The sequence below is a fragment of the Bacillus sp. BR3(2024) genome, from assembly GCF_039134555.1.
Lineage (GTDB): Bacteria > Bacillota > Bacilli > Bacillales > Bacillaceae_G > Bacillus_A > Bacillus_A cereus.
The window spans coordinates 2,065,099-2,077,486 of the sequence record NZ_CP152433.1 but is presented as its reverse complement, the minus strand read 5'-3'; the positions used below and the strand labels follow the sequence as shown (position 1 = coordinate 2,077,486).

The following is a 12,388-nucleotide window of genomic DNA, read 5'->3' as shown; positions in this document are numbered from 1 at the left end:
GAAGAAAAAAAGTCCAAACAGCAAGTGTTCGGACTTTTTAAGCATTCTATATTAGAAACGTTTTGCTAATTCACGAGCATTAGCAATTGCTGCTTCTTTAATTTCTTGTGCTTTTTCAGGGTTTGCATTCATGCCTTCAACTGCAATATATTCAGTATCATTCACACCGACAAATCCTAATACAGTCTTTAAGTGATTACGACCGAAGTCTACAGCTGCGTATGCTCCTTCAGAATATACGCCACCTGTTGCTTGAATGTGAAGTGCTTTTTTACCTTCTAATAAGCCGACTGGACCATTTTCAGTATATTTGAATGTTTTACCTGCGATTGCTACGTTATCTAAGTATGCTTTTACTACTGGTGGATAGCTAAAGTTCCACATTGGAGTTACGAATACATAACGATCTGCATTCATAAATGTTTCTAAGTTTGTGTTCATTGCTGCTACTTTTTGTTGTTGAACTTCAGTTAAAGCTTCAAAGCCTTCACCTGCTGCAAATTTACCCCAAGCAGCAAATACATCTGCATCAATTGCTGGTACTGTAGTGTTGAATAAATCAATTGTTACAACTTCGTCTTGTGGATGTTCGTTTTTATAAGCTTCGATGAAAGCTTCCCCTACTGCCATTCCGAAAGAACCTTCTGCTGAATTTGGATTTGCTGTAATAAATAGTACTTTTGTCATTGTATTCTCTCCCTTTTTTCTCTTTATCTTTAATTCAAGATTTGTTTTTTAAAAGTTAATAACTTACCTTATGTAAGTATAATATAAAAAGTTTTAATCAATGTCAATAAAAAATAGCTACTTTTTTTTCGTAAGTTAATGATTTACTTTGTTTCCTTAAAATTTAGTATATAGATATTACAAACTCTTTCATATAAAAAGGCTACCTCTACAACCTATAGAGATAGCCTTCTATTACATATTATTTTTGAAATACATGTTTTACTTTTTCAGCTGGAATATTACTTCCGCCTCTACCTTTTACATCTTCAATCATCATTGTAATGACCATATCTGGCGAATTTAAATCAAATGCAGCGAACCAACCTAGTTCTTTTCCTTCGGCCTCTTTTGATACTTTTAATTCCGCTGTACCTGTTTTTCCAGCAAGAGTCATACCATCAATTTTAGCAATTTTCCCTGTACCATCTGGATCATTAATTACTTTCGTCATAGCAGTTTTTAATATATCCTGATTTCCTTTAGAAATTACATTTTCTTTCCAAGCTTTTGGTTGTTTATCTGTTTTAATAATATACGGTGACGGAATCGTTCCATCATTTACAATTGGCGCATACGTTAAAGCTAAATGAAGAGGAGTCATTAATACTTGTCCTTGTCCATATCCTGTATCTGCCATTTGAATATCATTTTTAATGCCGTCATTTGCAATTTTAGAAGCAGGGAATCCATATTCAATTGGTAGTTTCTCATCGAATCCGAATTTTTTCGCTTCACTCATAAACTTGTCTTTTCCGATTTTCAAAGCTTCTTGTGCGAAGTAAATATTATCTGAGTATTTCATCGCCTTATCAAAATCAATCGGATTTGCATCTTTCACACGCGTTACATAGTAATTACCCCAAGAAGAATCTTTTGTCCATTTTAATCCTTCAATTTTCAACTCTTCTTTTGGATCAATCGTTTTCGTTTCAAGACCAATTGCAGCTGTAATAGGTTTAAATACAGAACCTGGTACCGACAATTGTGTAAAGCGATTTGTCATTGGTTTTTTCGGATCATTATTCCAAGCTTCGCGTTGTGCCTTCGATGTCCCTCGTGCAATTATATTAGGATCATATGCTGGACTACTTACTAGTGCAATTGTTTCTCCACTTTTCGGATTAATTGCTGCACTTGAACCAGCTTCGCCCTTCATTTCATTATACGTTTTTTCTTGAACAACACTATCAATAGTTAAAGTTACATTTTCTCCATCAACAGCATCTGTTTTTGCCAAGTTTTTAATTTCTTTTCCTTGCGCATCTTCTACAAAAACACGGCCACCTTTTTTACCGCGTAGCTTTTCCTCTAATACTTGCTCTAAACCAGCTTTACCAACTGGGTCATCAGCTTGATAGCCTTTCTTTTGTAGCGTTTTTAAATCTTCAGCATTTACCTTTCCAATATAACCAGTCAGATGAGCTGCCGCTTCCCCTAACGGATATGTACGAACATTTACAGGTTTTGTTGAAACACCTGGTAAATCAATGTACGTATTTTGTGTTGCCCCTTCAGGCAAAATTCCAATTGGTACGAGATACCCTGGTTTTACCCATTTAGCAGCTAATTTTTGATCAATTTCTTCTACAGACATATTTAATAACTTCGCTACTGTTTCTTTCGTTTGCGGAGCAGTATCGCCTAACTTTTCAGGAATCAATCCGATTTCAGAAGCTTTCCCATTCGTTGCAAGACCTTTTCCATTACGATCGTATATTTCACCACGTTTTGGCTGTGTTGTCTGCATACGCACTTTACTATCTTTCGTCATGCCTGGGAAAATAAAATCAGGAGTCCAATCTATTTTCCAAGATTCTTTATCTCCATCTTTTTCTTTCACCATTTTTGCTTCATGACCAAATGTAATTTTACCACCAACTGTATCCATGCTTACTTTAAAAGGAACAGAGCCTTCATCTTTTTTATCTTCTTTTACTTCCCCTGTTTCTACCTTTAAGTCTTTCACTTCGATACCAGAATAAATTTTTTCATATTTCTCAGTAAACTCTTTCTTTGAAATATCTTTTTTTGCATTTTTTGATAGTTGATCATACATATCTGCAAATTTTTGTTTATTCCACGCTTTTACATATGTATCAAACGCTTCTTGTGGTTTTTCTTCTTTACCACATCCAACTAACATGAATGTTAAGCAAAGAAAAAGAATCCCCCATATCTTTCTCAATCGATTCTCCTCCTCTTTCTATATTAGTACTTTTGAAAATTTTAGCATTTTTACATGCTACCTATCATTATAGCACTATCGAATCTCATCTATAAACTTATATTGGTGAATATAAATAAAAAGATTGATGCGAATTCTCACATCAATCTTTTTTATTATTGTTGTTTCTCATATACATGGTAATAATACGTATATGGGTTTTTTTCATCCGTTAAACCTTTTTCTACAAAAATCTCTTTCCAATTTGTCATATCTATTTCTGGGAAGAATGTATCTCCTTCAAATGCATGATGGATTTTTGTTATATATAACTTGTCTACATAAGGTAAAAAGAGGTCGTAAATTTGCGCTCCACCAAAAATAAAAATCTCTTCTTCATTTTTACATAGTTCAAACACTTCTTCTACAGAATGAACAACTTCACAACCTTCAACATGATACCCTTCATTACGAGTTACAATAATATTACGTCTTCCAGGCAGTGGTCTACCAATCGCTTCATAGTTCTTTCTTCCCATAATAAGCGGGTGACCCATCGTTGTTTTCTTCACGTATTGTAATTCACTCGGTAAACGCCAAGGTAAATTATTATCTTTACCAATTACTCTATTTTCGTCCATAGCGACCATAAATGAAACAATCATTTTTTCATCTCCTCTACAATTATACTGCAACCGGTGCTTTAATTGCTGGATGCGGATCGTATCCTTCAATCGTTAAATCTTCCATTTCAAAATCGAAAACAGATTTCACATCTGGATTTAATGTAAGTTTCGGGAATGGACGTGGTTCACGTGCCAATTGCTTTTCTACTTGTTCAAAATGATTTGTATAAATGTGTGCATCACCAATTGTATGAACAAATTCCCCCACTTCAAGTCCGCATTCATGTGCAATTAAATGTGTTAGTAGTGAGTAACTTGCAATGTTAAATGGAATTCCAAGGAATATGTCACCACTTCTTTGATATAACTGACAAGAAAGCTTTCCATCTGCTACATAAAACTGGAATAGCGTATGACAAGGCGGTAAGGCCATACTTGGTACATCTTCTGGATTCCAGGCAGAAACGATTAAACGACGTGAGTCTGGTGTTTTTTTAATCATTTCAATTACATCTTTTAATTGATCAAGTGTCTCACCAGCTGTCGTTTTCCAAGCACGCCACTGTTTACCGTAAACGTCTCCTAAATAACCATATTTATTTGAGAACTCATCATCTTCTAAAACGTTCTTTTTAAACAATTCCATTTGCTCGTCGTACTGTACTTTAAATTCTTCATCTTGTTGTGAGCGAAGACCAAAATCAGTCATGTCAGGACCAGTATACTCATCACTTTCTACCCAGCTCTTAAAAGCCCATTCATTCCAAATGTTATTATTATGCTGCAATAAATAGCGAATATTTGTATCACCTTTCATAAACCAAAGCAGTTCACTTGCTACAAGGCGAAACGGTACTCTCTTTGTTGTTAATAAAGGAAAACCTTTACTTAGATCAAAACGCATTTGATATCCAAATACAGATACAGTGCCTGTCCCTGTACGGTCTTCTTTCTTCGTACCATGTTCCATTACATGGCGGCATAAATTTAAGTATTCATTTTCAGCATGTTTCATATGTAGGAAAACCTTCTTTCAATCGTATATGCAATTTATCATAACATGAAAAATGATAAATTTAATAATCCTAATTAATAAAATTTCTTGCGCTAATTCTTACAAAATTATTAACTTTCCAAATATAAAAAGGTTTTCATTTTCTATTACCGAAAGTATAGTGCGGTAGAACAAAATTTATATTTGGAGGTTAGAAGTATGTCTAAAATTGAAACGCCTGTTATGACTTCTTTACAAACAACGGCTGAAAAAATGATGAAGGATTTAAATGTTCCTGGTGCTGCTGTCGCTGTTATAAAAGACGGTGAAGTTATTATTTCAGAAGGTTTCGGCTATCGTAATATAGAAACAAAAGAGGCTGTTACACCGAATACTCGATTCGCAATCGGTTCCTCAACAAAAGCATTTGGCACACTTTCATTAAGCTTGTTAGCACAGCAAAAAAAGTTTAATTGGGATACCCCTATCCAGTCTTATATACCTAACTTTACTTTATCTGAACTACTTGCTAGCTCACAAGTTACAGGACGGGATTTAGCTTCTCATCGAACTGGAGTGAGTCGTCATGAGGCTCTTTGGTACAGTTCTTCCTTATCTCGAAAAGATCTCGTTGAAAAAATAAAACATTTACCACTTGATGCACCGTTCCGAACTGCATTTCTATATAACAATTTAATGTATGCAACAATTAGCTACATTGTTGAAAACATTACAAATCAAACGTGGGAGCAATACACTACAGAACATATTTTAGAACCTTTAAATATGAGACATACAAACTTCTCTGTTAACGATTCACAAACTACAGATGATTACGCTTTACCTTACATTGAAAATGACGGTGAAATAAAAGCAGTTCCATTCCGTAACATCGATACAGTTGGCGCTGCTGGGTGTATTAATTCCACAATTGAAGATATGGCAAATTGGGTACTTCTCCACTTAAATGAAGGAAAATTTGGAGATCATGAATTAATCTCCTCTGAATTATTACAACAAATGTATACACCACACAATTCAATTCCAGACCAACCGGTTTTATCACTCCCTGAATCTCCATTAAATAGTTACGGTCTTGGTTGGTTTATTAGCGCTTATCGTGGTAAAAAAGTGATTCATCATGGCGGTAATATCGATGGATTTTCAGCGCTTGTTTCATTCATACCAACAGAAAACATAGGCCTTGTCATTTTAACGAATGCTGGAGGAACATTACTTCCTACTTATCTCGCTAATCAAATTTATGACGAACTACTTGAATTAGAATCCATTGATTGGCATAAACGTGCTGTAGAAGATACTAAAAAAATGAAGGAAATGATGAAAGAAGCAACTGAATCCCTCCCTGAACAAATTAAAGGGACTACACCTTCGCACAAGTTAGAGGATTATACTGGTACTTTTGAACATCCTGCATACGGAACATTACAAGTATACAAACGAGATGATTCGTTATATGTACAATTTATGGAAATGGATATTCAATTAGGGCATCATCATTACGACATCTTCTCTGCAAAAGTTGACTTATTCCAAATGAAAATGAGCTTATTATTCGCTTATGAAATGAATGTAAGTGGTGAATTCCCATCCCTTCAGTTACATGTACCAGCTACATTAAGTACTCAGCCGCTTACATTTAAGAAAATTAAATAAGTATTTTGATGGTAAAAAATAAAGGTAGGTGCGAATCACACCTACCTTTTCTATTTCATATCGATCTTATCTGGTTGAAACCAAATTGGCTTCGATAACTCAAAGTTATTATGATCCTCTAAAACTATAGTAAGGCGCTCTAACATATCATCTAACATATGCGGCGCTGCTCGTAATGTCCAGACAACTGAGGAGAAAACTGTCATACCAACGTACACCGTGTATAATTTCCAGAATTCCTCTGGTATTTTTCTATTAAAGTATCCTTCTATTTGTCCGATTGAATACGGAATACTAATGTCCCTTGCAAACAGTGCAATTTTCACAAAATCATGAAGTGGGTCGCCCCAGTCGTAGCCATTAAAATCAACAACACCTACATATTTTCCATCCCGTACAATTATATTTTCTAAATGAAAATCATCGTGTTGAAATCGATTGGGGCGGTTCTTTAAAGATATTTCATTTTCTTCAATAAACTTTATGATTTTATCATCATTTTTTATGTTTATTCCACATGTTTTATATGCCTCTAAATATTTACTATGTTTTTTCATTGCTCTTTCATACCATGGAAGTATATTATTAGGAGCTTCATATATATGCATTTTTGCTAAATCTTTCCCTGCCTCTATACCAATATCATATTGTTCTTTTGGTGAATACGTAGGCAATAACTTCTTCGCATCTTCCCCTTCTAAATACGAAAAGATGCCATAGCATAAACCTTCTTCTGCCAACAAACCTATTTCAATTGGTTTTTGTGCTTGCACACTACGATTTTGCATTTCATTTAAAATTTGAAACTCTATTTTCTTTCTTTCATACTCTTTTATATCGCCTGTCCGCAATAAATATTTATCATTATTCGCACTCGTAATTATATATTTCTTATCAGGTGAAAAACCTTTAGAAATTTCTTTAATATCCACTGCATTTTTTACTATTTGTATATTGTTTTGCCATGCTGTAATTATCTTCATATCTATTCCCCTTACATTTCTGCATTTGGTGTATAGGCAACTTCTACAATAAATCCATTCGGATCGTAAAAATCAATCGTATAGTAACCTTCCGAATAATGATTCATTTCAATTGGACCACGTATTACCTTCACTTTCGTACTAGAAAGAAAATCTGCTACTTCCTCAACTACTTCTCTATGAATAGCTTGATAACAAATATGTCTAGGCCCTAACGTCCTTACAATTTCCTCATCTACTTCTTTAAAGTATATTTCACTTTCTCCTGTGCTATATGCTATTTCATTTAACTTTCTCCACCCAATTATGGAAAACAACTTATTATAAAAAGAAATGGATTCCTCTAAATTTGCTACCCAAAATTCAATATGATGAATGCCCGCTCGCAGTGTATTCATATTAAGAATACGCTCCTTGTACTACTTGCACAATTTCCATCGGCTTATGAACCATGTAATCTGGTGCATCTTTTTTCACTGTTTCAATAACATCATATCCCCAAGATACCCAAATTACGTTCACTCCAGCCTTTTTACACGCTGCTACGTCTCGCTGTTCATCACCGACATATAACATATCTTTCTCTGTTATTTTTTTTGATTTCAAAAATCTTTTTATCATTTTATCTTTACCAAACAAATTTTTAGAACAATACACTTCTTGAATATTTTCGATACCATTCTTGTGTAAAAACGCCCGAATATGCTCTTCTGAGTTCGATGATATGACTGCAATTCCGTAGCCTTTTTTATGTAGTTCATCTAATACTTCTTTCATCCCATGGAACAAAACGAGATTTTTTATAGCAGGCTGATATAATTTATAAAATTCCAACGCTAATATCGGTAGTTTATACAGTGGTACATTAAGTTGTTTACATCTCTCTGGCATCGTTAATTTACGTAAATGTTCAATTTCGTCTTCCTTTACTGCTTTATACCCATGTTTTTCAGCAAGTTGATTATAAATCGGTACAAATATATTTTGTGAATCTACTAATGTGCCATCAAAGTCAAAAACAATATATTTTTGCATTCCCATACTCCCTTTGCTTCTTTTTTCTAAACCTATGTTATTCAACAACATAGTTGTCTGTCCCTTCTATAAAAATAAAAAAGAACAAGATTTTCTCTTGTTCTTTTTAAGACAACCATTTCGGTGGTACATTCGTATTCCAATAAATATTTCCTAACTCATGATGTCCAGAGTATCCATCATCAAAACGGTGGTAATGGAAATTAAAATAATAACCATCTTGCGGTGGATGATCTCTTCTTACATGGAAACGCAATAAATCATTTCCAGATTTCGTATCGTAGACGTGAAAAATCTTCTCATTATTTCCACCAGCTGGTTTTTGAGAAATCGCTAATGATCGTAGTGAATCTTCTGGTACATCACTAGCAAGCTCAGCAATTGCCTCTTCAATTTTCGGTAATATTACATCTTTAAACTCATCTTCAATTACTGGACCAATTTTAGTACCAAACTTTTGCATCGACTGCTTCTCTGCTTCTTGCATTGCATAAGTAATAAAAGTATCGGTGGTTAACCTGTCATTCGTTTCTTCATATGTATAGGACGTGCTCTCCAAACTTTGTTGCCCAGCTGTGCTCGTAGGCTTGTCCGCAGCTTTGGCATTATCAAGTAATATGGAAGGAGGCGTCACTAAACCAAATGTAAACACGGTAATTAATGCGACTAAGGTTTTTCTAAACCAATTTGGCATTTATGTTCCCTCCCCTTTCACTCATTATTTTTTATATAACGGTGGTTTCTTCTATTATACAAAATGATTGTAATTTTTGCACTTTACAATTTTGTTAACGTTCACATATTTTTCACTTGAATATGAAATTGTAAGATTTCATACAATAAAAATACAACAACAATAAGGAGGCGATCAGATGACTTTAGATGTCATGTATTCCGCCGCAAGTATACTCGTTTTAGTATATTTTATTTATCAATGTGTTACAGACTAGAAAAAGAGCCGTCAATGGCTCTTTTTTAATGGTACAAATACAATCCATACAATTAATAAAATAAAAACAACGCTGCCTACCACAGCTGGCAATAAATAAAACTGTGAAAGTATAACTATTCCATATAAAAGTATTGCTGGTAGTAGTAAATAACGATCTGCCTTCCATCTTAACAATAGTAATTTCCCTTCATCACAATATAAACGAAGAAACATCTTATTCGTAAATTCATTCCAATAATCACGTGCATAGCGAGAAATTGCAACTACAGCAAATACGAGAACAATAGCTGCAATCCACCTTGGAGTCATAATTATACTTGCAGTACTGATACATACAATTTGAATATAAAATATTCGTGCAGTACTTGTACGGAAAAATTCTTTCAAAAAAGATTCGACAATACAAGAATCAGCGTTTTTCCCTAAAAGTCTTTTAGAGCGCGGAAACATCCACGGTTTTTTATTCGAACTACTCGGTTTAGCCGCATGACCACCAACTTGCATAATTCCGATCGTCCAGCGCATGCTTTCCTCCTTTTCTTTCTCGATTTCTTTAAAAAAGAACTTTTTATAATTCATTTTCTCTTTTACTAATACACTACTTAAGAAAATTACTAGACCGATAAATAGAATTGAATACAACGGATTTTTATAAATAAAAAATAAACTAATTCCAAAAAAGGACACGCTCATAGAAAATACTACATTTTTTACAATCCATAAAACCCATCGTTTCCCCACATGTACATGAACAAATCTCGTTAACAACGACAACATAAATCGAAATATAGTAAAGAATACCCAAAATAATAGGACTTGTATCTCTGTTACTTCGATACTTTTCATCGACACTGGTAACATAATAACGACTACTATTATATTCGTTATCGCTATTCGAACAAATGTGTACATCATGCCATACTGGACTAATTTTCGCATATGTGTTGCATACGAAATTAAAAATAAACTATCCGCTTGCTCAAAAAATGAACGAACTCCTCTTGGATATGTTACTAGATAAAATGCGAGTAATCCTAATCCGAAATAAATCGTCTCTTCCGTTGATAATTCATTTATCCATAGCGATCGATAATAGATTCCCATAAATATAAGTGCTGGAATAATAATATATAATGCGACTGTCCAATCTGTTACCGAACGTATAGACTTCCATTTCCGCTGGAGTTCATGGCGTAATCTCTTATAAAATTGTTGTTTAATCATGTTGTTCACGCCTTACAATTACATCAAAGCAGTCTAATAATGAACTACCCGGCATTTCCGCTAATATTTGAATAGATTCTAAATGTCCATCTGCGACTAATGTACCTTGTGAAATGAGTAAAAATCTTTCACAAATTTTTTCAGCAGTATCTAATACGTGCGTACAAAGTAAAATTCCTGCCCCGCGCTCTTTTTCTTTATATAAATAATTTAAAAACTCTTTCGTAGCTACTGGATCTAAACCGATAAAAGGTTCGTCAATGATATAAAAATCTGGCTCAGTTAAAAACGCCAATATTAGCATAGACTTTTGTTTCATGCCTTTTGAAAACTTTGATAAATACTCATGTTTATGCTTATTCATTCGAAAAGTATGTAATAATTGTTCCGCTCGTTCTTCCCAACTTCCCATTTCACTTCCACGAGCTGCCATTAATAATTCAATATGTTCCCAGAGCGTCAAGTAATCATAGTATGTTGGATGTTCTGGTACGTATGCATATGGATTTTTCTTTTCACCGAATGATATTTCACCGTCCATATTTACAAGTAATCCGAGTATCGTTTTAATCGTCGAACTCTTCCCAGCACCATTTGCTCCAATAAGAGCAACTAGTTCACCTTTTTCGATAGAAAAAGCTATATCATGAATTGTTTTTTCGCCTATTTCATATCCAGCTGAGCGGATATTTACTTTTAACATGCATTCCCCTTCTTTCCATTTCCAATACAATCAAGGAAAAGAATAACATATAACTATCTATATATCATTATAAAATATTTATTTTCATAGCAGGAAAAAACATTTTTTAACAGAATATTAAATGTTTGATTACATTTTATTGGAGTTGATAATATGTCTTTTCAAATTCGTGAAGCAACGATAGATGATATAGACGCACTTTGTTCTTTAACGAAAGAATTAAAAGGTTCCTCTATTTCCTATGAAGATATGAACAACCGCCTACAATTCGTACAAATGAGTCCGTTTGATTTTTTATATGTTTACGAGGAAGAAGAAGCTATATTTGGATTACTTGGATTTCGTATACGTGAAAATTTAGAAGATGTAACACGTTATGGAGAGATTTCAATTATTAGCGTTGATTCTAACATACGACGGAAAGGCATTGGACAAGTTTTGATGGATTATGCCGAGCAATTAGCAAAGAAACATAATTGCATTGGCACATGGCTAGTTAGTGGAACAAAAAGAGTAGAAGCTCATCCTTTTTACAAAAAATTAGGTTATGAAGTAAATGGCTACCGATTTGTAAAATATTTTTAAACTACTTTATAAAGTGAAGGGACTATAACTATGACAAACATTAAAGCAATTTTCATTGATCGTGACGGTACAATTGGTGGTGACACTACAATACATTATCCAGGATCTTTTACATTATTTCCATTCACAAAAACATCCTTGCAAAAACTAAAAGCTAAAAATATAAAAATTTTCTCTTTCACAAATCAACCCGGTATCGCAGATGGAATAGCAACTGTAGCCGATTTTGTACAAGAATTAGAAGGCTTCGGTTTTGATGATATTTATGTATGTCCTCATAAACACGGTGATGGTTGTGAATGCCGTAAACCAAGTACAGGCATGCTGCTTAAAGCAGCAAAAAAACATGGACTTAATTTAACACAATGTGCTGTAGTTGGTGATCGTTGGACTGATATTGTTGCAGGAGCAAAAGTAAATGCGACTACGATTCTAGTCCGAACAGGCGCTGGGTATGATGCTTTGCATACGTACCGAGACAAATGGGCACATATTAAACCAAACTACATTGCAGATAACTTTGAAGATGCAACAAACTGGGTTTTAAATCAACTATAATACAAATGAAAATTTTGATTCACACGAAATAATTTAAAACATAGTTAAAATAGCCTTTTTGGAAAATAATCGTATTCCACAAAACGGATCACCTCAAAAGGTAGCAAGTTCCCTTTTGATACGCAAACATTGCAATTCAAATTATATTTTTTATTAGT

At 33.9% G+C, this 12,388-nt stretch carries 13 protein-coding genes; 3 read left to right on the top strand and 10 right to left on the bottom strand.

Going from position 1 to position 12,388, the window contains the following annotated elements:
- Positions 1-51: 51 nt before the first annotated feature.
- The 4 genes from V7S45_RS10800 to V7S45_RS10785 form a co-directional block, all read right to left on the bottom strand.
- Positions 52-687 carry an FMN-dependent NADH-azoreductase gene (locus V7S45_RS10800; protein WP_000170025.1) on the bottom strand — a complete coding sequence of 212 codons (636 nt, stop codon included), beginning with the start codon at positions 685-687 and terminating at the stop codon, positions 52-54.
- A 241-nt stretch (positions 688-928) separates the two neighbouring features.
- The gene (pbpC, locus tag V7S45_RS10795; RefSeq protein WP_025687391.1) at positions 929-2,914 is read right to left on the bottom strand and encodes a penicillin-binding protein 3; all 1,986 of its coding nucleotides are present in this window, start codon (positions 2,912-2,914) and stop codon (positions 929-931) included.
- A gap of 155 nt (positions 2,915-3,069) precedes the next feature.
- Positions 3,070-3,558 (bottom strand): dihydrofolate reductase, encoded by a 489-nt coding sequence (locus V7S45_RS10790; protein WP_000637205.1) that lies wholly within the window; start codon positions 3,556-3,558, stop codon positions 3,070-3,072.
- Between the two features lie 19 nt (positions 3,559-3,577).
- Positions 3,578-4,534, bottom strand: coding sequence for a thymidylate synthase (locus V7S45_RS10785; RefSeq protein ID WP_000679609.1), 957 nt, complete (start codon positions 4,532-4,534; stop codon positions 3,578-3,580).
- Between the two features lie 198 nt (positions 4,535-4,732).
- Here V7S45_RS10785 and V7S45_RS10780 point away from each other — a divergent pair, with 198 nt between their 5' ends.
- Positions 4,733-6,190 carry a serine hydrolase gene (locus V7S45_RS10780; protein ID WP_000034322.1) on the top strand — a complete coding sequence of 486 codons (1,458 nt, stop codon included), beginning with the start codon at positions 4,733-4,735 and terminating at the stop codon, positions 6,188-6,190.
- A 50-nt stretch (positions 6,191-6,240) separates the two neighbouring features.
- On the opposite strand, the gene V7S45_RS10775 is transcribed toward V7S45_RS10780, so the two are convergent.
- The 6 genes from V7S45_RS10775 to V7S45_RS10750 form a co-directional block, all read right to left on the bottom strand.
- The gene (locus V7S45_RS10775) at positions 6,241-7,173 is read right to left on the bottom strand and encodes an aminoglycoside phosphotransferase family protein (protein ID WP_025687390.1); all 933 of its coding nucleotides are present in this window, start codon (positions 7,171-7,173) and stop codon (positions 6,241-6,243) included.
- 11 nt (positions 7,174-7,184) lie between these two features.
- Positions 7,185-7,571 (bottom strand): VOC family protein, encoded by a 387-nt coding sequence (locus V7S45_RS10770; protein WP_001094664.1) that lies wholly within the window; start codon positions 7,569-7,571, stop codon positions 7,185-7,187.
- A gap of 1 nt (position 7,572) precedes the next feature.
- Complete coding sequence (locus V7S45_RS10765; RefSeq protein WP_025687389.1) at positions 7,573-8,208, bottom strand: HAD family hydrolase; 636 nt, start codon at positions 8,206-8,208, stop codon at positions 7,573-7,575.
- A gap of 106 nt (positions 8,209-8,314) precedes the next feature.
- Positions 8,315-8,902 carry a YpjP family protein gene (locus V7S45_RS10760; protein WP_025687388.1) on the bottom strand — a complete coding sequence of 196 codons (588 nt, stop codon included), beginning with the start codon at positions 8,900-8,902 and terminating at the stop codon, positions 8,315-8,317.
- A 267-nt stretch (positions 8,903-9,169) separates the two neighbouring features.
- Positions 9,170-10,384, bottom strand: a complete 1,215-nt coding sequence (locus V7S45_RS10755) for an ABC transporter permease (RefSeq protein WP_342761804.1) — start codon at positions 10,382-10,384, stop codon at positions 9,170-9,172.
- Positions 10,377-11,087: an ABC transporter ATP-binding protein gene (locus V7S45_RS10750; RefSeq protein ID WP_025687386.1), complete on the bottom strand. Its 711-nt coding sequence runs from the start codon at positions 11,085-11,087 to the stop codon at positions 10,377-10,379. The genes V7S45_RS10755 and V7S45_RS10750 overlap by 8 nt, the downstream gene beginning before the upstream one ends.
- A 153-nt stretch (positions 11,088-11,240) precedes the next feature.
- Here V7S45_RS10750 and V7S45_RS10745 point away from each other — a divergent pair, with 153 nt between their 5' ends.
- Positions 11,241-11,672: a GNAT family N-acetyltransferase gene (locus V7S45_RS10745; RefSeq protein WP_000009777.1), complete on the top strand. Its 432-nt coding sequence runs from the start codon at positions 11,241-11,243 to the stop codon at positions 11,670-11,672.
- A gap of 30 nt (positions 11,673-11,702) precedes the next feature.
- A complete protein-coding gene (locus tag V7S45_RS10740) occupies positions 11,703-12,230 on the top strand; it encodes an HAD-IIIA family hydrolase (protein ID WP_089607464.1) in 528 nt (175 codons plus the stop codon).
- The last annotated feature ends 158 nt before the right edge of the window (positions 12,231-12,388 follow it).

What these genes read in the sequence shown, in the direction of transcription:
- V7S45_RS10800 (WP_000170025.1), bottom strand. Translation starts at nt 687, where the DNA reads ATGACAAAAGTACTATTTATTACAGCAAATCCAAATTCAGCAGAAGGT.
- V7S45_RS10760 (WP_025687388.1), bottom strand. Translation starts at nt 8,902, where the DNA reads ATGCCAAATTGGTTTAGAAAAACCTTAGTCGCATTAATTACCGTGTTT.
- V7S45_RS10750 (WP_025687386.1), bottom strand. Translation starts at nt 11,087, where the DNA reads ATGTTAAAAGTAAATATCCGCTCAGCTGGATATGAAATAGGCGAAAAA.
- V7S45_RS10775 (WP_025687390.1), bottom strand. Translation starts at nt 7,173, where the DNA reads ATGAAGATAATTACAGCATGGCAAAACAATATACAAATAGTAAAAAAT.
- V7S45_RS10785 (WP_000679609.1), bottom strand. Translation starts at nt 4,534, where the DNA reads ATGAAACATGCTGAAAATGAATACTTAAATTTATGCCGCCATGTAATG.
- V7S45_RS10790 (WP_000637205.1), bottom strand. Translation starts at nt 3,558, where the DNA reads ATGATTGTTTCATTTATGGTCGCTATGGACGAAAATAGAGTAATTGGT.
- V7S45_RS10745 (WP_000009777.1), top strand. Translation starts at nt 11,241, where the DNA reads ATGTCTTTTCAAATTCGTGAAGCAACGATAGATGATATAGACGCACTT.
- V7S45_RS10755 (WP_342761804.1), bottom strand. Translation starts at nt 10,384, where the DNA reads ATGATTAAACAACAATTTTATAAGAGATTACGCCATGAACTCCAGCGG.
- V7S45_RS10780 (WP_000034322.1), top strand. Translation starts at nt 4,733, where the DNA reads ATGTCTAAAATTGAAACGCCTGTTATGACTTCTTTACAAACAACGGCT.
- V7S45_RS10765 (WP_025687389.1), bottom strand. Translation starts at nt 8,208, where the DNA reads ATGCAAAAATATATTGTTTTTGACTTTGATGGCACATTAGTAGATTCA.
- V7S45_RS10740 (WP_089607464.1), top strand. Translation starts at nt 11,703, where the DNA reads ATGACAAACATTAAAGCAATTTTCATTGATCGTGACGGTACAATTGGT.
- V7S45_RS10770 (WP_001094664.1), bottom strand. Translation starts at nt 7,571, where the DNA reads ATGAATACACTGCGAGCGGGCATTCATCATATTGAATTTTGGGTAGCA.